The sequence below is a fragment of the Neoluteolibacter marinus genome, assembly GCF_014904755.1.
GTDB lineage: Bacteria > Verrucomicrobiota > Verrucomicrobiia > Verrucomicrobiales > Akkermansiaceae > Haloferula > Haloferula marina.
Genome location: NZ_JACZFQ010000011.1, coordinates 1 through 18,315 on the forward strand (window position 1 = coordinate 1; position 18,315 = coordinate 18,315).

General features: G+C 66.0%; 15 protein-coding genes. 7 read left to right on the top strand and 8 right to left on the bottom strand.

Annotated features, from left to right (window positions below; all coding sequences use genetic code 11):
- Positions 1-135: 135 nt before the first annotated feature.
- Positions 136-603 carry a hypothetical protein gene (locus IG178_RS02540; RefSeq protein WP_193210931.1) on the bottom strand — a complete coding sequence of 156 codons (468 nt, stop codon included), beginning with the start codon at positions 601-603 and terminating at the stop codon, positions 136-138.
- A 116-nt stretch (positions 604-719) separates the two neighbouring features.
- Between IG178_RS02540 and IG178_RS02545 the strand changes: the two genes are divergently transcribed.
- Positions 720-1,058 carry a DMT family protein gene (locus IG178_RS02545; RefSeq protein ID WP_343225916.1) on the top strand — a complete coding sequence of 113 codons (339 nt, stop codon included), beginning with the start codon at positions 720-722 and terminating at the stop codon, positions 1,056-1,058.
- 9 nt (positions 1,059-1,067) lie between these two features.
- On the opposite strand, the gene IG178_RS02550 is transcribed toward IG178_RS02545, so the two are convergent.
- A complete protein-coding gene (locus IG178_RS02550) occupies positions 1,068-1,841 on the bottom strand; it encodes a C1 family peptidase (RefSeq protein ID WP_193210932.1) in 774 nt (257 codons plus the stop codon).
- Between the two features lie 160 nt (positions 1,842-2,001).
- Here IG178_RS02550 and IG178_RS02555 point away from each other — a divergent pair, with 160 nt between their 5' ends.
- The 3 genes from IG178_RS02555 (at position 2,002) to IG178_RS02565 (ending at position 3,704) form a co-directional block, all read left to right on the top strand.
- The gene (locus IG178_RS02555) at positions 2,002-2,628 is read left to right on the top strand and encodes a hypothetical protein (protein ID WP_193210933.1); all 627 of its coding nucleotides are present in this window, start codon (positions 2,002-2,004) and stop codon (positions 2,626-2,628) included.
- A gap of 17 nt (positions 2,629-2,645) precedes the next feature.
- Complete coding sequence (locus IG178_RS02560) at positions 2,646-3,113, top strand: GNAT family N-acetyltransferase (protein WP_193210934.1); 468 nt, start codon at positions 2,646-2,648, stop codon at positions 3,111-3,113.
- A 75-nt stretch (positions 3,114-3,188) separates the two neighbouring features.
- Positions 3,189-3,704 carry a tetratricopeptide repeat protein gene (locus tag IG178_RS02565; RefSeq protein ID WP_193210935.1) on the top strand — a complete coding sequence of 172 codons (516 nt, stop codon included), beginning with the start codon at positions 3,189-3,191 and terminating at the stop codon, positions 3,702-3,704.
- 19 nt (positions 3,705-3,723) lie between these two features.
- On the opposite strand, the gene IG178_RS02570 is transcribed toward IG178_RS02565, so the two are convergent.
- From IG178_RS02570 to madL, 4 genes are all read right to left on the bottom strand, one after another.
- Complete coding sequence (locus tag IG178_RS02570) at positions 3,724-6,816, bottom strand: GDSL-type esterase/lipase family protein (protein ID WP_193210936.1); 3,093 nt, start codon at positions 6,814-6,816, stop codon at positions 3,724-3,726.
- 772 nt (positions 6,817-7,588) lie between these two features.
- Complete coding sequence (locus IG178_RS02575) at positions 7,589-9,103, bottom strand: AMP-binding protein (protein ID WP_193210937.1); 1,515 nt, start codon at positions 9,101-9,103, stop codon at positions 7,589-7,591.
- A 33-nt stretch (positions 9,104-9,136) separates the two neighbouring features.
- Complete coding sequence (gene madM / locus IG178_RS02580; protein ID WP_193210938.1) at positions 9,137-9,922, bottom strand: malonate transporter subunit MadM; 786 nt, start codon at positions 9,920-9,922, stop codon at positions 9,137-9,139.
- 1 nt (position 9,923) lies between these two features.
- Positions 9,924-10,295 carry a malonate transporter subunit MadL gene (gene madL, locus IG178_RS02585; protein ID WP_193210939.1) on the bottom strand — a complete coding sequence of 124 codons (372 nt, stop codon included), beginning with the start codon at positions 10,293-10,295 and terminating at the stop codon, positions 9,924-9,926.
- Positions 10,296-10,417: 122 nt separating this feature from the next.
- Between madL and IG178_RS02590 the strand changes: the two genes are divergently transcribed.
- Genes IG178_RS02590 through IG178_RS02600 form a run of 3 tightly spaced genes read left to right on the top strand, consistent with a single transcriptional unit; the run spans position 10,418 to position 13,543 of the window.
- Positions 10,418-11,086 carry a GntR family transcriptional regulator gene (locus IG178_RS02590; RefSeq protein WP_193210940.1) on the top strand — a complete coding sequence of 223 codons (669 nt, stop codon included), beginning with the start codon at positions 10,418-10,420 and terminating at the stop codon, positions 11,084-11,086.
- 38 nt (positions 11,087-11,124) lie between these two features.
- A complete protein-coding gene (locus IG178_RS02595) occupies positions 11,125-12,858 on the top strand; it encodes a metallophosphoesterase family protein (RefSeq protein ID WP_193210941.1) in 1,734 nt (577 codons plus the stop codon).
- Between the two features lie 46 nt (positions 12,859-12,904).
- Positions 12,905-13,543, top strand: a complete 639-nt coding sequence (locus IG178_RS02600) for a hypothetical protein (RefSeq protein WP_193210942.1) — start codon at positions 12,905-12,907, stop codon at positions 13,541-13,543.
- A 6-nt stretch (positions 13,544-13,549) separates the two neighbouring features.
- Here the strand turns inward: IG178_RS02600 and IG178_RS02605 are convergent, their stop codons facing one another.
- Both IG178_RS02605 and IG178_RS02610 read right to left on the bottom strand, forming a co-directional pair.
- A complete protein-coding gene (locus IG178_RS02605; protein ID WP_193210943.1) occupies positions 13,550-15,001 on the bottom strand; it encodes a DUF1501 domain-containing protein in 1,452 nt (483 codons plus the stop codon).
- Between the two features lie 17 nt (positions 15,002-15,018).
- The gene (locus tag IG178_RS02610) at positions 15,019-18,243 is read right to left on the bottom strand and encodes a DUF1553 domain-containing protein (protein WP_193210944.1); all 3,225 of its coding nucleotides are present in this window, start codon (positions 18,241-18,243) and stop codon (positions 15,019-15,021) included.
- Positions 18,244-18,315: the final 72 nt, after the last annotated feature.

An 18,315-nucleotide genomic window follows, 5' to 3' on the forward strand; every position in this document is an offset into this window, starting at 1 on the left:
CCTTATGAACGCGTTCCGGGAGATTTGGGTTTAGTGAATTAGACGCGTGAAACGTAACCGTCACACTCCGCCCGCTTCACCGGGATGCAAGGAATCGATGGGTGTCGGGGATCCGGCCGATGTCGATGGCCCGGCCTATCGCTTCGTTATTCTACGCAGCCGGGACCTCACGACCGTGCCGTCCGCCAGGACGATCCGGTGAGCGGTCGTTCCGTCCACCGAGAGTTCGATCAGGTGAAAAGCGGGGGCCTTCCGGAGCTCCGGCGGCCTCGTGCCGGAAGGTTCGTTGTTCAGGACTTCGATGCGGACGACCTCCGCGACCTTGTTCCCGTATTCCCCGGCGACATCGGCCCTGGCCGCGGCGATCGCTTCTTCCGCGGACAGTGTTCCGGGCCGGCCGCTTTCGTCGAGTTTGTTGAACTTGCCCAACTTCCCAAGGTCCACCGCGAACTCCCGCACGAAGGTGATGTCGGGATCCTTGCCGAGGCCGTTCAGGCTTTCCAAGCCGGGGGTCGTGAATTCCGGACCGGTGTGGAGAATGACCTCGTCTCCGGCAAATGCGGCCAGGATTCCTGCCACCCACGCGCAAAGAAACCATTTCATTCTCCAGTCCTGTTGGAGCGGCCGGGGGACGGCAAGGTCTTTCGGGGGCCGTTCGCCGCGTGTTCGCGCGTTGCGATGGGGCTTGCCAGTGCCTGCGGCCGGGCTAGCTGTGCGGCGTGATCGGATTCAAAACGGTGCTCCTGTTGGCGATGTCGAACGTCTTCATGACCTTCGCGTGGTATGCCCACCTCCGCGAATTGCGGGCCAAGCCGTGGCTCGTGGCGGTCGTGGTGTCGTGGGGCATCGCCTTCTTTGAATATCTCATCCAGGTTCCGGCCAACCGGACCGGCTACCAGGTGTTCAATCTGGCGCAGCTCAAGATCCTGCAGGAGGTGATCACGCTTTCCGTCTTCGTGCCCTTCGCCATCTTCTTCATGAAGGAGAAACTCACCTGGAACTACGCGGGCGCTGCGCTCTGCCTCGCTGGGGCGGTCTTCTTCATCTTCCGCAAGTAGCCGGCGATTTCAGGGCTGCCAGCCGATCCACAGCGCGTCGTTCATGAATGCTTTGGCGAAGGCATAGGGCATCGCCCGGTCGACGCCGCTGGCGGAGTCGCGGATGAGGAAGACGCCGCCGCCCGCCTGCGACGGGTCGTCGCGGAAGCCGGTGAGCAACACGCTGTGGCCGTCGAAGACCTCGTCCGGGCCGCACATCCTCAGGATCCCGAGTTCCCACTTCGCGTGCTTGGGCCAGCGGAAGCCGCCGCAAACCGGCCAGCCGGCGGCGAGGGTCCGCTTGATCGACCGGAACTCGTCGCCGCTGAGCCCGGTGCGGGGATCCCACTTCTTCAACCAATGCCGGGTCAGCCCGAGCGAGAGATTCCTGGCGGCCGAGGCGGCGGCTTTTTCGTCCGGTCGGCGGTCGGCGTCAAAGGTCGCGCGATAGGGCATTTCATCTTCGGCGCATACCCCGTGACGGGCGTAGCCGCGCCACATGTCGGAAAAGAACCCGCCGTCCCGCGGGGGCTGGCGTTCTTGGTTGGCCGCCCAGTTCACGAAATCGACACTCAGGTGGCCCGCATCCTTGCGGGCCTGAGCGAGGGCGAATTCCAGTCCGCCGGTGAAGGTGAACACCGAACACGTGGGGCGCTTGCCTTGCGCGCGCGGGGCCAGTCCTGCCTCCGTCAGCCGCGGACGCAGGTCGGCCTCTGCGGGCAGGGGCGCCTCCTCCGCGGCGTGTGCGATCGACAGGAGGGTGCCGATGACGAGAAGGGGGAAGAAGCTGGACGCAGTGGACATGGCAGTCCGGATACGCGCGTCCTGCAGGGAGGGTTTCACCGGGATCCCCGGCGCCTGATGGGTTGTTAGATGAGGGGGGGCGCCGACGCTCCGGAGTGTATCGGGAAATGGCTCGCGGCGGCACTTTCTCCACCGTAGTTTTTCCAAGATCCTTGCCTCGATGAGAACCCTGCTCCTCCTCTTCGCCTTGTTCATGTCCGTGCTGCCCTCGCCGGCTGCCGACGGGAAGTTCATCAATGTCGCGCTCCTCACCTTGCCGCCGAAATACCTGGCCGACATTCCGTTGGAGAACCGGACGAAGTTGTTGCTGCAGTTGTCATCCTCGCCGGGCGAGGACCGCCGCCTCGACTATGCCGGCGGCTGGCTGCACTACTATTCGGACGGGCCGCCGGCAGACAGTCCGGGGGCGACTTCCATGTTCTGGATCAAGCTCCTCTCCCGTGGTGAATCCCGAACGCCGCTGGTCTTCGTCCACATGGCGAAGCCCTTCGCGGCGGGCGGGGAACCCGCGGTGGACCAGACCTTCGTGCTGGCTCCCGCCGGCAGGGGCGAGTGGGAGGACGTCACCGCCAGCGTGATGCCGGCGGGGATCGACCTGACGATGCATTTCCGGCCGCATGCTTCCGACGAGGTGATCGAGGCGGCTGCCTACGAGCGCTTCGAGCGCCGGGACGGGCGGGGATTCGCCTACCGCTTCGGCAAGCGCGAACTCGACCTGGTCTGGGAAAACGGCGGATTCCGGGCCGGGGCTCCACTCGGCAAGGAACTCTCTCGCGATCCCGGATGAGTGCCGGGCTGCCCACGGTGATCCGCCGTTATCGGCCAGGGGAGGAGGACCGGATCTGGGACGTCTATGCGACGACCACCCGCGAGTCGAACGGCCGCGACTATCACCCCGATCTGATCGAACGCTGGGCGCCGCGGAACAAGGACAGGAATGTCTGGCAGTCGCGGATCCGTGAGAAAAACCCCTTCGTCGCGGTGGTCGGGGAAGCGATCGTCGGAATGGCGGAAATCGACCGGAGCGGAGCCATCGATTACTTCTACGTGCTTCCCCGGCTGCAAGGTTGCGGTGTGGGCTCCGCCCTGATGGCGGCAGTGCAAGAGGAAGCCCGCCGCACCGGTGTCAGCACCCTGGTGGCGGATGTCAGTGTCACGGCGAAGGGCTTCTTCGAAGCGATGGGCTTCACGGTGACCGAAACGCGGGAGAACGTGATCCTCGGTCACCCTGCTCCGAATTTCGCGATGACCAAAGCGCTCGACGCCTTGTGAATCAACCCTGCGCTTCCCCGGTCCGGCATCTGTTTGATTGGCGGGACTCGAAATGAGTGTAAGATAACTTTCCGAATGACGGGCGAACAAGTGGGCTTCATCGGTAGTGTCGGCCTGATCCTGCTCATGATCGGCGGGGTGGCGGCGATCGGCATTGCAACGGGATACCCGGCGTCTTTGTGGATCAGCGCCCGGCTGGCGGACTTGCTGTCATTCCTGCCGCGCGAGCGGTTCGATGCCCCGCAGCCGCCGCTCGGGATCGGGGCGGCGAGGGCGGCCCAAGGCGATTTCGAAGGCGCGGTGGATGCCTACGAGGAGATGCGGGAGCGTCACCCGGAAGTGCGGGAGATTCATGTCCGGCTCCTCGAGATCGTTCTCGGGCCGCTTGATGATCCGATCCGGGGAGAGGCGATCCTTCAGCGGGGCTTGGCCGCACTCCAAAGTGAGGACGACCGGGCGGTCCTGCGGAAGGTCAGCGAGGCGATCCGCAGCGGGGATCGCCGGCCGTTCGCCTACTTGACGGCCGGCCCGCAAACCCGGCCGGCCGGCGTCAATCCACCACCCTTGTCGCAGGTGGTGGAACCGCGCTGAACGTCGTCACGGGTCCGGTTCAGGGAGCCAGTTCGACCTTGAGGCGGAGGAAGCGCTCCGGGTGGCCCACCATCGGGGTGGAAGCCTTGCGGATCTCGAAGCCGGCACCGGCCGAAAGGAGGGAGTCGGCGATGTCTTCGGCGAAGACGAGGTTGTTGCTGGCCTCGACCTGATAGTTGACATCGGTGGCCGCCAGATTCTTGCGATAGGTGAGGGTCAGGAAGCGGTCCGGACCGACTTGCTCGAGCTCTCCGGCCACCGTGCCGGCGTCGTGGTCGCGGGCCGCGGTGCCGGTCGCGTATTCCATCAGGTTGCTGCGACCGTCGGAATCGGGGTCGGCGTCGTTGCCCCACAGGGTGCTTTCCAGGGCGGCGTTCTCCAGCTCCTCCGGCGTGAACTCCCCCGCACGCCAGAGGTCGATCGCGGCGAGCTCCGCGGTCGCCGTGATCTCCATCGCGTTGAGGTAGGCGAATTGTCCCTGGATCGCGGTGATGTCGAGGAACAGCTGGCCGAAGCGGTCCGGGACCATCCCGGTCAGGACGGTGACCTCGTCGTCGTTGCCGTCGTAGGTGCCGTTGCTGCCGATGTCGGTTCCGCTGGTCTGCAGGTTCCGGGTGGTCGCGTTGAGGCCCGATAGGGCGTAGTCGGTGACGCGCGTTGCGGTGGTGTTGCGCGACCCGAAGAGCCGGATCTCGTAGGCCATCGAGGGATTGAGGCCTTCCAGCATCAGGCTGCCGGGGACATCGTCGCTGCCCAGGTTGTAGAGGTCGTCGCCCGTCGAGAAGAAGTAGTCTTCGGTCGCGGTCTCAACGGCGAGGTCGCCGAGCAGCGTGAAGTCCGGGCCGTTGGGGGAGAAAAGGCCGCCGTTCTGCTTGCCGTTGACCTGGAAGCCGCCGGTGATGGTCATGCGGATGCCGGACCCTGCGCCGGTGGTTTTGGCGAGGTCGGCGAGGTGCTCGCCGGAATTCACCGTGCCGCCGCCGTTGGTCGCGTGCCAGTTGTTCCAGGTGTGGCCCTGCGGATCGACCGCGTTGGTCGGATCGCCGTTGGTGCCGTCGTTCGGACCGAAGTCGAAAAGGATGCTCTCGCCCGTCGCCAGGGCATCGGGGTTGGCGACCACCGCCTTGTTCGGGGACAGCACGCTTTCAAGCTGCGGGCGGATGATCCTGGTCCACTCCGCGTAGCCCTTGCGGCTGAAGTGGGTGTCATCGACGTAGTAGGACAAGAAGTCGCCCGGTTGGTTGTCCTGGATGTCTTCGAAGAACGTGGGGAGGTCGACGAAATGCAGCGTGGCGTCGCCGGCGCAGGTGGCGGCAATCAGGGTGTTGGCCTCGCGGCGGCGGGTGTCCGCTCCCGGGTCGGCGCCGTAGCCGGGGGTGGGGGCGATGCCGAGGTAGAGGATGGGGACCGACGGCTGATGCGCCCGCACCAGGCCGACGAAGGTCTGGAAGTCGGCGTTGACCTGGGCGGCGGACTTGCCGGCGGCCTTGATGTCGTTGGTTCCTTCCCAGACGACGATCGCCGACGGGGCGTAGGGGTGGACGATGTAGTCGGCGACCGAGTTCAGCTCCGAAAGCTGCGACCCGCCGAAGCCACGCTGGGTGATGCGGTAATCGGCGAAATCCCGGGCGAGGCCTTCCCAACGGCGGATGCTGGAGCTGCCGACGAACAGGACCGAGCCGGGGGCGACCGGGTCGAGCGCATCCTGCTCATACCAACGCGACACGGAGCCGGGCGGCGGGGCGAGGATGGGCGGGACCGAGGCTCCTTCGGTGATCTCCATTGCCCCGAGGTAGCCGAAACCGCCTCCGCTCACCGTCAGGTCAAGCTGCACCGAGGTGGAGGCGTCCGCCTGGATGTCGTTCAGGCTGACGATGGTGTTGTCGTTGCCGTTGTATGCACCGTTTTCACTGATGCCGGGGCCGGAAGTCTGGAGTGCCACGGAGGTCGTGCCGCTGGCGGCGATGATCTTGTAGGTGCTCTCGCGGACGTCGGTGGTCGCGCGGGTGCCGAAGAAGCGGAAATCGTAGAGTTTCCCCGGGTTGAGGCCGCTGATGGTCATGCTCACGGTGGCGCCGGCGCCATTCACGAAGAAGTAGTCCTGGGTGGCGGTGTTGATTGCGAAGTCCCCGAGCAGGGCGGGATCCGGGGCCAGCAGGCCGCCGTTGAGAATGCCGTTGGCCTCCCAGCCGCCGCCCATCGTCAGGCGGATGCTGGACGGGGCGTTGTCACTGGTGACCAGGTCGGTGGCCGAGAGTCCGTTGGGAAGGGTGGCGGTGCCGACGAAGTTGTTCCAGTGGTTGCCGTTGCCGTCCGGATTGGAGGTCAAGTTGCCGTTCACACCGTCGGTGCGGCCGAAATCGATCAGCACCTTGCCGGTCGTCGTCACCGGCGCCTCGATCACCGGCGCCGCGGGGCCTTCGATGATCTCCATCACGCCGAGGTAGCCGAATCCGCCCGCGCTCACCGACACTTCCAGCTGGACGGTCGTGGTGGTGGTCGACTGCACGCCGGTCAGTTCGGCGAACGCGTCGTCGTTGCCGTTGTAGATGCCGTCGTTGCCGGTGCCGGGGCCCGAGGTCTGCAGCGCGACGGAGCTCACGCCGCTGCCGGCGGTGATCTTGAAGGTCGTTTCGCGGACATCGTTGGTCGCGCGGGTTCCGAAGAACCGGAAGTCATAGAGCTTCCCCGGATCGAGGCCGCTGATCGTCATGGTGGCCTTGGCCGCGGCGCCCTCGACAAAGAAGTAATCCTGGGTGGCGGTGTCGACCGCCGCATCACCGAGGAGGGCGGGATCCGGGGCGAGGAGGCCGCCGGTGTTGATGCCGTTCGCCTTCCAACCCGCCTGAACCTTCACGCCGAGCGTGGTCGGGCTGTTGTCGGTGGTGACCAGGTTGGTTGCGGCAAGTCCGGCCGCGACATCGAAGTCACCGCTCAGGTTGTTCCAGTGGTTGCCGAAAGCATCGGGGCCGGTGGTCGGGTTGCCGTCGGTGCCGTTGTTGCGGCCGAAGTCGATGCGGATGGTGCCGGCGAGGAGCGGGGCGGAGACCTGGAGCGCCAAGACGGTGAACAGGGCGGCCCCGGACAAGGAGGATGATTGGGTTCGGAACATGAAACGGGTTGGGTTCAGGGATGGTCGGCTGCCGTGGTGCGGCGAGCGGGTTGGGTTGTGCCCGATCAGCGGTGCGGGTGGTCTTCCGCTTGGGCGGCGGGGTCGGGGACGATCGCTGTTTGGCGCGATTGACCGCCCTGCATCGGGTTTTCGAGGGTCTTGGCCGGACGATGGTGGAACCTGGGAAAGCGTCAATCTAATTGTATACAACAAAGGGCGAGCGGGCGAAATTCTGCGGATTGGTGGTGTGCGATCGAACCCGGCTTCGTGGAGAGGATCGCTCTAGAATTGAGTTTTATAGGGATATTCCAGGTGGGATCTGGATTGGAGATGCCCGGTGTGATGAACCGGAATGCGTCAAAGTGTTTGCATACGAAATCGCAAGGGATTGCGTCGTCCCGTCCTGAGACGAACCATCGGAACGACCATTTACGGGCGATGTCCGATGGTCTCGGCCGTCCGGTGCCTGGCCCGATCCCGACCCTCCGGGTTGGGGGAGCCGGCATCACGACGATCCTCCGGCCTCAAGCCTTGAATTGCGCCGCTTCCAGGGGAATCCAGAGGTCCGTATAGCCTGTTCTCTTACGGCGAGGAGAGAACATTGGGGGGTGGAGGAGATGGAAACAATTTGGATGCTTCAACGAACAATCGCCGATGTCTTGAAATCCAGGTATACAAAAAGAGAATGGAAACAGGTGTCCAATTTGCTCTCCGAAATTGCCGGCATTCTCCCCCCTCTGGCCGGGGCTGAGAAGTTGCGTCGGGTGGCGGATCAGGACTGCAGGCTCGTCTGGAAGAGGGCGCCGAGGGCGGGTTTGGTGACCTTGCCCATGGCGTTCCGTGGCAGGCGGTCAATCGTGACCATGCGCCGCGGCAATTTGTACGGGGAGAGCCGTCCTTTCGCCCAATCCTGCAGGTCGGCCAATGAGAGGGACTCCGATCCGGACTCCGGGACGACGACAACCGCCACCATTTCCCCCCAGGTCTCGTCGCTGATTCCGACCACCGCGCATTCGCGGACTGCCGGATGCTCCAGCAGCGCGGCTTCGATCTCCAGCGCGGACAGCTTGTAACCGCCGCTCTTGATGATGTCCATGGAGAGGCGGCCCATGATGCGGTAGTAGCCGTCCTCGATAACCGCCATGTCGCCGGTGCGGAACCAGCCCTCGTCGAAGGACTCCGCGGTGATCTCGGGGCGCTTCCAGTATTCGCGGAAGACGGTGGGGCCCTTCACCTGGATTTCTCCGGGCTCGCCGGGGATCAAGACGATGTCACCGGTCTCGGATTTCAGGCGGATGTCCACGCCGGGAAGCGGTTGTCCCACCGCGCCCGGGCGGCGTTCGCCGTGGTAGGGGTTGGAGATCATCATCGCGGTTTCGGTCATCCCGTAGCGCTCCAACAGACGCTGGCCGGTAAGCTCCGACCACTTGTGGTGGATGCTCGGCGGGAGTGCCGCGGAGCCGGAAACCATCAGGCGCATCGAGGCGAAGCCGTCGAGGATCCGGCGGCGCTGCTGCCCGGGAAGTTCGTCCGATTCCAGCGCCTCGATGAGTTTCACGTAGATGGTCGGAACCGCCATGAAGACCGAGTAGGCTCGGGCGGCAACCTGTTCGAGGATCGTCGACAGCTCGAAGCGCGGGAAGGTTTCGACGCGTGCTCCTGACCACAGGGCGCAGGAGGCGATGTTGATGATCCCGTGGATATGGTGCATCGGGAGGAACAGGGGGATGCGGTCGTCGCGGTGCCACTCCCAGGCTTCCACCAGGGTCTCGATCTGCGCCTGGATGTTGGCGTGGGTCGTCACCACACCCTTCGGCCGGCTGGTGGTGCCGCTGGTGTAGAGGATCATCGCCCGCCGTCCGGGATCGATTTCCGGCAGGTTGCGGTTCACCTGCGGTTCGATCTCATCAAGCACGAGCAAGGGAGTAACGGCCTCACGGCAGGGCTCCGCGAGCTTGTCGGCGTGGGAGCGGGGAACGATCACTTGCCGGGCATCCGCATCGGCGAGCGCATAGGCGAGTTCCGGGGTCGTGGCGGAATTCGAGAGCGGCAACGCGATGCCGCCCGCCCGCCAGATGGCCCACTGGATGACGAAATAGTCGAAGCCGGCGGGCGCCATGAATGCCACGCGGGCTTCAGCGAGATCCGTCGCGTCATCTAACAGGGCCGTGGCAAGTGATTCCGACTCGCGCAGGAGATCTGCGTAGGTGAACTCCCGGCCGTTCGACCCGATGGCGGTCCGGTCTTGGTGCAGTTTGGCGCGGGCAATGAGAGGCAGGTCAGGCACGGTGGTCGTGGGTCGGCAAATCAGGAATTGAGCTCAGGCGAACTGACGGATGATGAAGAAGATGACGGAGGGACCGAGCAGGCAACCGATCCCGGTGTAGAAGGTCGCGGTCATCGCCCCGTACGGCACGAGTTTCGGATCGGTGGCCGCGAGTCCGCCGGCGACGCCGCTGGTGGTGCCCAGGAGGCCCCCGAAGACGAGCGCGCTGCGCGGGTTGTCGAGGCCGATGGATTTCGCCACGAAAGGAGTCGCGATCATCACCAGGATCGACTTCACCAGGCCGGCCGCGACGCTGAGCGCCATGACCTCGGAGCTGGCGCCGAGTGCCGCACCGGTGACCGGGCCGACAATGTAGGTGGCGGCGCCACCGCCGATGGTGGTCATGCTGACGGCGTCGCGATAGCCGAAGGCGAAGGCAACCGCGGCGCCGATGGCAAAGGAAACCAGGACGCCCGCGAGGAGGGAGATCAAGCCGCACAAACCGGTGTTGCGGAGTTCTTCCATGCGGACGCCCATGGCGGTGGCGACGATCGCGAGGTCGCGCAGCATGGCGCCGCCCAGCATGCCGATGCCCGCCAGGGCCGGGATGTCGGCGACGCCCTTCTCGCCGTGGAGGAATCCGCCGTCCGGTCCCGGGGCGAACTCGCCCGCCAGATAGGCGAACACCAGGCCGAGGAAGATCGCGATCGCGGAGCCGTGGATGCGGCCGCGGGTCAGCCGGGCCGACAGGACGTAGGAGATCCAGACCGTGATCCCGACTACGGCGAAGGCCGTGACCAGGGAATACTGGACCAATAGTGATTCGATCAAATCTGCCATGTCAGCGGCGGGGTGGAGCCGTCCCGCCGATGCGGGTGATGGCGGGAACGAGCGCGAAACAGACGACCACGGCGAGGATTCCGGCGAGGATGGCGGCGGTCCCGCCATGAAGCGCTGCCCGCACGTTCTGGGTCGCCGCGATCGCCACCACGATGGGGATGTAGATCGCGTTCCAGTAGGCGATCCCGGTTTCGTCCTGCGGCCCGAGGCGGCCACTCTTGCGCAGGCGGTGGGTGGTGAAGATCAGCAGGATCATGGCGATGCCCACCCCGCCGACGTTGGCGTCCATTCCTAACAGACGTCCCAGCAGCTTGCCGGCGATCGTGCCGATGATCACGCAGATCGAAAGGAGTGCGGTTCCGTAGATGGCCATGGGTTTTGGGTTTTTCGGGCCGGTGAAAGCCTGAGAATGGCGATCTCAACCCTTATCGCAATGTTTTGTATACCAAAATTCACTGCTGGAGTGGTGGCCGGGCAGTCGATACAATCGCTCCGATGAGAAGCCGCAGCGTGGACAAGATTCGGGAGAACCTGGAGCAGCTGATCATCGAGGGAGGGTTCACCGATGGCGAAAGGCTCGACGAGGTGCGGTTGGCGGCACGCTTCGGCGTTTCGCGGACGCCGCTGCGGGAGGCGCTGCGGTTGCTCGCCGGGTCCGGTTTGGTCGAACTCATCCCGCGCCGCGGGGCCTTCGTGGTGCACCCGGGCATCGTCGAGTTGGTGGAGATGTTCGAGGTGATGGCGGAACTCGAGGCGCTTTGCGGCCGGCTGGCGGCCCGGCGCATGTCACCGGGTGACCTTGCCGAGCTGACGGTGGCCGCGCGCGGCTGCGAGCAGGCGCTGGCGGAGGAAAGCCCGGACGACTACTACCATCGGAACGAAGACTTCCATCAGCTGATCTACAAGGCGGCGGGCAACAGTTTCCTGGTCGGCGAAGCGCAGCGGCTGCAGCGCCGCTTGCGGCCGTTCCGCCGGATGCAATTGCGGGCGAAGGGGCGGATGCGGCAGTCGATGGAGGAGCACCGGCGGATCCTGACGGCGCTTGCCGAGGGCAATCCGACCGCAGCGGCGGATGCGCTGCGCGACCACGTCATCGTCCAGGGCGAGAAGTTCCACGACCTGCTCGCCGGATACGAGAAGCTGCCGGCGGGAAGGCAGGGATAGCTTGAAAGCATCCGGGCCGGCCGGCGGGTATCAGGGCGATGAAACGGGCTTGGACGAAGTGGATCTGGTGGCTGCCGGGCATGGCCGGTGCGGTGGGCTTTGATCACGGGCCGCTGGTGCAATGGACCGGCGACGCGTCGACCACGGCCAGCATCCGCTGGATCGAGCGGGCGGAAGCGAAGGCGGTGGAAGGCCGGTGGGCGGAGGGACCGTCGGGATTCGGGTATGGTGACGGGGACGACCGCACCTTGATCCCCGGCCTGGAGGGGAAGGATGCCGGGTTGGTGATCCGGCGGAAGGTTCATCGGCCTTCCTCGGTCCCGGCCGACGCCCGGCTGTATCTGCGGGTGAACTACGACGACGGGTTCATCGCCTGGCTGGCTGGCAAGGAGCTTGCCCGCGGGAACGTTGAGACCCGCGACGGCAGGCATCGGGTGCCGGCGACCCACGAAGCGGGACGATGGGAGGAATTCCTCCTGGGCCGCGCCGGCGAATTGCTCGGCGAGGACGGGGCGGTGCTAGCCCTGCAGGGATTCAACGACCGTCCGACGAGCAGCGATTTCACCCTCGATGTCGCCGTGGTGGCAAAGTGGTCGGGAAAATCGGTGCCGGTGGTCGCGGAAGGCGAGCACTGGCAGTATCTCGCCCTGAAGACGCCCGAGGGCGATTGGAAGACCGAGGGCGGAGAGGTCGCGGCGGTGGCGGGGAAGGAGCCGTCGCCGGTGCAGATGGAATTCCGCGAGCGCGGCGCGGCGGCTTGGCGGCGGGCCAACGTGGCGTCGGTTCCGTTTGCGGGTACCCGGCACCGGGTGCGCTCCGCGGCCTTGTCAGGACTGCCCGCCGGCCGCGAGATCGAGTTCCGCCTCGCGGGGGGCGATGGCGGTTTTTCCGATGCTTTCGTGTTCAAAACCGCGCCCGCGGACGCCACGGCGGTGAGGTTCGTGACCGGGGGCGACATGTTCCACACGCGGCCGGCGCTCGACGCGATGAACCGGCGGGCCGGTCTCGAGGATCCCTTGTTCGCTTTGCTCGGCGGGGATCTGGCCTACACCAATAATGCCAACCCGCCGCGCTGGTTCGAGTGGATCGACTCCTGGGTCGAGAATGCCCGCAGGCCCGGCGGTGCCCTGCTGCCGATGGTGCTGGTCATCGGCAACCACGAGACGACCGGCGCCGGCTACCGGCCGCTCGACGCGCCGGGGCCGAGGGCGGCGACGGAGTACTTCAGCCTCTTCCACATCCGCAGCGAGGGGCTGGCGTACGACACTTTTGACCTCGGCAAGGACCTTTCCTTCGTGCTGCTCGACTCGGGCCACTCGGCGACGATCGACAGCCAGACCGGCTGGCTGGAGTCGGCGCTGCGGCAGCGGCGTGCGGTGAAGCGGCTGTTCGTTTGCTACCACCGCCCCGCGTGGGGGCCCGGGGTCAAGGAGGACTCGATCGACATCCAGCGGGCCTGGTGTCCGCTGTTCGAGAAATTCAGGGTCGATGCGGTCTTCGAGAACGACCACCATGCGTTCTCCCGCAGCCATCCGCTGACGGCCGGAAAAATCGACCGCGAACGGGGCATTCCCTACCTGGGCGCGGGCGCCTGGGGCGTTGGGGTGAGGGCGGTGGATCCCGCCGAGCTGAAGAAGCGGCCGTGGATCGCCAAAGCAGCGGGCGTGAACCACCTGTACGTGGTGGAAACCGGCGAGCGCGGCTGGTCGGCGGCGGCCAAAACCGCGGACGGCAAGACCTTCGACCGGATCGAGCGCCGCTGGCGGCGTTGACTTCCAGGTTGCGATCGGGGCGCGGATTTGCCAGCGTGCGCGCCCGATGCCACCCGTTTCACGCTTTTTTCCACTGCTCCCGGCCCTGTGCCTGGCGGCATGCTCGGGGACCGGCGGCGAGGCCGATGTCGTCACCGGCAGTCCTGATCCGGTGGCCCTGAACCGGATCAAATCCGGCGATCCGCTGACCGGCGACCACGACCAGCGCAAGATCGAGGAGAAGTTCGGATCCTACAGCCAGTATACCAAGGGCAAGGACGGCAAGCCGCTCGGCGAAGGCAAGCAATTCGCCGGATTCGATCGCGAGAACCCCGAATTCAAGGGTAATTGGCAGGGCAAGGATTACAAGGGCGGCGACTACAAGAAGGCGTCCGCCTGGGGCGACAAGGACTACGTTACCAAGGTTTACGGTGGCAACACCGACGCCAGCTCCCTGCGCAAGGACTCCCGCTTCAGCAAACGCAAGGCCGGAGAAGGCGGGGTCGCGGCAAGGGGTGCCGGGAAGGATTACCAGACCGCCAGCTACGACACCGGTTCCGCCCGGGAACAGGGCCGTGACGGAATTGCCAAGCCGTCCGATGCCGAGACCGACGTGCGTCGGCGGGTCTTCACCGAACCTGACATCATCCCGTGGAAATCGCAGGGGATGACGGTGGAAGACACCAACCGGATGATGGGTCGCTGAACCCGGTCAGGCGAGGATGTCGGTCACGACCTTGGCCGGTTCGACGCCGGTCAGCCGCTGGTCGAGGCCCTGCGACTTGAAGCTGAGCTTCGCGTGGTCGAGCCCGAGTTGATGGAGGATGGTCGCGTGGAGGTCGCGGATGTGGACCGGGTTCGCGGTGATGTTGTAGCTCATTTCGTCGGTCTCACCGTAGACCTGGCCGCCCTTCACGCCGCCGCCCGCCATCCACAGCGAAAAGCAGCGCGGATGGTGGTCGCGGCCGTAGTTGGTCTCGCTCAGACCTCCCTGGCAGTAGACGGTGCGCCCGAACTCGCCGCCGAAAACGACCAGCGTGTCTTCCAGCATGCCGCGTTGCTTGAGGTCCTGGATCAGGCCGTAGATGCCCTGGTCGACGTCCTTGCACTGCGAGCGCAGGTCGCGCGGCAGGTCGCCGTGCTGGTCCCAGCCGCGGTGGAAAATTTGCACGAAGCGGGTGCCGCGCTCCAACAGGCGGCGGGCCATCAGGGCCGAGCTGGCGAACGTGCCACCGACCTTGCTGTCCTCGCCGTAGAGCTGGTGGATGTGCTCGGGTTCGCCGGACAGGTCGGCGAGTTCCGGCACCGACGCCTGCATCCGGAAGGCCATCTCGTACTGCTGGATGCGGGTCTGGATCTCGGGGTCGCCGACGGCTTCATACGACCGCTGGTTCATCGCGTTCAGCCCGTCGAGCATGGTCCGCCGCAGCTCGCGTGAGATGCCGGGGGTATCCTTGAGATAGAGCACGGGGTCGCCCTTCGAGCGCAGCGCCACGCCGGCGTGCTTGCCGGGGAGGTAGCCGGCGCTCCAGAGGCGCGAGGAGATCGCCTGGACGTTGGCATACGGCGATGAGTGCGTGGCGTGGAGGACGACGAAGGTCGGCAGGTCCTCGTTCATGCTGCCGAGGCCGTACGAAAGCCAGGAGCCGATCGAGGCCTTTCCGGATTGCATTGAGCCGGTGTAGACCAGCTGGTTGGCGGGCTCGTGGTTGATCGCCTCGGTGTGCATCGACTTGATGATGCAAAGGTCGTCGGCCATTTTCGCGGTCCACGGCAGGAGCTCGCTGATCCACGCGCCGGACTGGCCGTGCTGGTCGAACTTGAAAATCGTCGGCGCCAGCGGGAAGGCGGCCTGGCCCGAGGTCATGCCGGTGAGGCGCTGGCCTTCCTTGGCCAGCCAGTCCTTGAGGTCCTCCTTGAAGCGGCTCTTGAGGTCGGGCTTGTAGTCGAAGAGGTCGAGCTGGGAGGGCGCACCGATCAACGAGACGTAGATCGCGCGCTTGGCCTTCGGCGCGATGTGCGGGAGGGCTTCTTCCATTGCCTCGGGGAATGCGCGGCCGCTGCCGAGCAGGGACGACAGCGCGGCGACGCCGAGACCGGTGCCGTTCTTGCGGAAGAACTGCCGTCGGGTGACGGCGGAATTGAAGTCGGAGATGGAGTTCATGGGCGCGGTGTCGACCTTCACTTGTTCAAGGTCTCGTCGAGGTTGAGGAGTTGGCTGGCCACCAGGGTCCAGGCGGCGAGTTCGGCGGGATCGAGGGCGGGATCGGGCTTGGTTTCGCCGGTGGCAACCAGCGAACGGGCCGCTTCCGGGTCGGCCTGATAGGCGGCGAGAGAGGCGGCGAGGGTGTGCTCCACCAGTTCGCGTTCGTCCTTTTCCAGGAGCCGCGAGAGCAGGCGCGAGGAGATGAAATCGATCCTTTCGCCGGTGCTGGCGGCGGACCCGATGGCGTGCCCGGCGAGCGTCCGCGAGGCCTCCACGAACTGCGGGTCGTTGAGGGTGACGAAGGCTTGCAGCGGGGTGTTGGTCAGGTCGCGGCGGACGCAGCTGACCTCGCGGCTGGGCGCATTGAGGATTTCCATCGCGGGGTGCGGCGCGGTGCGCTTCCAGAAGGTGTAGAGCGAGCGGCGGTAGAGCGCCTCGCCCTTGTCCTGGCGGTAGTTGCGGGTGTTCGACTGCGGCATGGCGACCGCTTCCCAGATGCCCTCCGGCTGGTAGGGCTTCACCGGCGGGCCGCCGACCTTGTCCGAAAGCAGCCCGGACGCGGACAGCGCCAGGTCGCGCAGTTCCTCGGCATCGAGCCGGTAGCGCGGGCCGCGCGAGATGAGGCGGTTGTGCGGGTCGGTCTCGAGTTTCACGGGGCTGACTTCACCCGACTGGCGGTAGGCCGACGAGGTGACGATGAGTTTCAGCATGTGGCGGTAGTTCCACTTCGATTCGATGAACTCGGCGGCCAGCCAGTCGAGCAGCTTGGGATGGCTGGGACGGGCGCCCATGATGCCGAAGTCGTCGTTGGTTTCGACGATGCCAGTACCAAAGAAGTAGTACCAAGTGCGGTTCATCGTCACCCGGGCGGGCAGCGGGTTCGCGGGATCGTTCAGCCAGCGGGCGAGGCCCAGGCGGTTCTTGGGCGCGTCCGCGGCCATCGGGGGCAGCACGGCGGGGGTCGCTGCGGGGACCTTCTCGGCCTTGTCGGAATAAACCCCGCGGGTGAGCACGTGGGCGAAGGGTTCGGCGGGATTCTCCTTCATCACCAGTGACACGGAGCCGCGCTTGCGCAGGTCGCCCTGCTCGGACTTCAGCTTGTCCATGCGGGCCCGGAGCTCGCGCGACGGCTGGTCGACGTTGGCGAGGTAGTATTTGAAGAGCGACTCGACCTGCTTGTCCGAGCGTTCACCGGGCGGCAGGGCGGCGATGTGTTGCAGCAGCGAGTTCTGGGCGAGCGTCGCGATCTCGTCCGGCGGGAGCAGGCGGCGGTAGAAGCGGAAGTCCTGGAGGGCGACCTTGCCGTTGAGTTTCGAGTCGTTGTTGTGGCGCGAGCCGAGTCGCAGGGGCACCGGGGTTTCGATCGCGCCGCCGACGGTGTTCGGATACAGCTTGCCGCCGACCTGCTGGCCATCGACGTAGATCGCGCTGGCCTGGTGGCCGGCGGTAGTGCCGTCGAAGGTGATCATGACGTGGTGCCATTCGCCGGGGCTGAGCGGGGCGGGTGCCACGATCTTGTTGGCGGCCTTGTCCCACGAGTCGATGACGTGGGCGGCCGGCCGCCCGCCCTGCAGGTAGAGGTCCCAACCGCGGAACGATTCGTCGGGATTCATGCGGGCGACGACCGCCCCGGTCGGGGTGCCTTCGATGCGGATAAAGCCGCCGTAGGTGACCTGATCGCCGCGGGAGAAGCTGCCGATGTCGCCCAGCTCGACCGGCGATTCACTGACCACCGGGGCGGAGCCGAGAGGCGCCTCGATCCGCGACAGGCCTGCCTGCCACTCGCGCGGGTCGCCGTCGACCAAGCCGCGAAGCGGGCCTTCCGACTCGGTGAGCGGAAGGTGGATCGCGAGGGTGGAATCGATTTCCTGCGGTGGCGCGATGGTGGCGTTGGCGAGCCAGGACTCGAATTCGGGGCGGGCCGATGCCGCCCGGTCGGAGATTTGTTTTTCGACGGCAGCGATGTCGCCGGCCACCGAGGTCCAGCGCTCGCGGTCGCCGGGGAGCGGGACGAAGATGTTCGGCGGGTGCTCGGCGTTGTTGCCGTCGAGCGCGGACATCGGGGTGTTCCGGAAGAAGGCGGTGAGGGAGTAGAACTCCTTGGTCGAGATCGGGTCGAACTTGTGGTCGTGGCAGGAAGCACAGCCGGTGGTCAGGCCGAGCCAGACCGCGGACATGGTGTCGACGCGGTCCTTGGCGTAGATGGCATTGTATTCCTCGGCGATGGCGCCGCCTTCACCGGTGGTGGCGAGGCAACGGTTGAAGCCGGTTGCGACCAGCTGGTCGAGGCTCGGCTCCGGCAAGAGGTCGCCGGCGATTTGTTCGGTGGTGAATTCGTCCCACGGCATGTTGGCCTCGAAGGCCCTCACGACCCAGTCGCGGTAGGGCCAGATCGCACGGTAGTTGTCGATGTGAATGCCGTGGGTATCGGCATAGCGCGCCGCGTCCAGCCAGTGGCGGGTGAAGTGCTCGGCGCTGGCGGTGGTGGCGAGCAGGCGGTCGACCTCGGCGTCGAGGCGATCCCAGGTGAAGCTTTCGGTTTCCTCCGGTGACGGGGGCAGGCCGGTGAGGTCGAGGTGCAGGCGGCGGTAGAACCGGTGAGGATCTTCCTGCGGGTTCGGGGCAAGCCCGGCGGCGTCGAGCCGGGCGGCGACGAAGCGGTCGATCGGGTTGCTCGCCCATTTTTCCCCGGCGGCCGGCGGCTCGGGCCGTTTGACCGGGATGAAGGACCAGTGCTCTTCGTAGCCGGCGCCGTCCTCGATCCACTTCTCGAGGATCGCGATTTGCCGCGAATCGAGGGTTTTGTGGGAGGCCGGGGGCGGCATGATCTTGTCCGGATCCTTTTCGTGGATCAGCTGGACGAGGAGGGATTCGTCCGGCTTGCCTTTCACGATCACCGGCTTGCCGTCCTCGCGGGCCGCGAACGCTTCTTCCTCGATATCGAGCCGGAGCGGCGCGGCCTTCGGTTCGCGGGTGCCGGAGTCCGGGCCGTGGCAGTGGTAGCAGTACTCGGAGAGGATCGGCTGGACGTGCTCGTTGAAGGAGATGGTCTCGGGCAAGGCGGCAGGTGCCGGTGCCGCGGCCTCCTCGACGGGGGCCGGATCGGTGGGCGCGGCGGGTTTCGTGTCGCACGAAGGGAGGCCCGCGAGGATCGGGGCGGCGAGGGCGACCTGAAGCAGGGATCTGGACCGGAAATGCATCTCGAGATTCTTTGGAAATCGTCCCCGAGCGGGACACGATGAGGCTCCAACGCCGAGCGTTGCATGGAGCTT

Coding starts and splice junctions, on each gene's coding strand:
- IG178_RS02550 (WP_193210932.1), bottom strand. CDS start 1,841: ATGTCCACTGCGTCCAGCTTCTTCCCCCTTCTCGTCATCGGCACCCTC.
- IG178_RS02605 (WP_193210943.1), bottom strand. CDS start 15,001: ATGAACTCCATCTCCGACTTCAATTCCGCCGTCACCCGACGGCAGTTC.
- IG178_RS02600 (WP_193210942.1), top strand. CDS start 12,905: ATGCCACCCGTTTCACGCTTTTTTCCACTGCTCCCGGCCCTGTGCCTG.
- IG178_RS02565 (WP_193210935.1), top strand. CDS start 3,189: ATGACGGGCGAACAAGTGGGCTTCATCGGTAGTGTCGGCCTGATCCTG.
- IG178_RS02590 (WP_193210940.1), top strand. CDS start 10,418: ATGAGAAGCCGCAGCGTGGACAAGATTCGGGAGAACCTGGAGCAGCTG.
- IG178_RS02540 (WP_193210931.1), bottom strand. CDS start 603: ATGAAATGGTTTCTTTGCGCGTGGGTGGCAGGAATCCTGGCCGCATTT.
- IG178_RS02595 (WP_193210941.1), top strand. CDS start 11,125: ATGAAACGGGCTTGGACGAAGTGGATCTGGTGGCTGCCGGGCATGGCC.
- madL (WP_193210939.1), bottom strand. CDS start 10,295: ATGGCCATCTACGGAACCGCACTCCTTTCGATCTGCGTGATCATCGGC.
- IG178_RS02570 (WP_193210936.1), bottom strand. CDS start 6,816: ATGTTCCGAACCCAATCATCCTCCTTGTCCGGGGCCGCCCTGTTCACC.
- madM (WP_193210938.1), bottom strand. CDS start 9,922: ATGGCAGATTTGATCGAATCACTATTGGTCCAGTATTCCCTGGTCACG.
- IG178_RS02555 (WP_193210933.1), top strand. CDS start 2,002: ATGAGAACCCTGCTCCTCCTCTTCGCCTTGTTCATGTCCGTGCTGCCC.
- IG178_RS02610 (WP_193210944.1), bottom strand. CDS start 18,243: ATGCATTTCCGGTCCAGATCCCTGCTTCAGGTCGCCCTCGCCGCCCCG.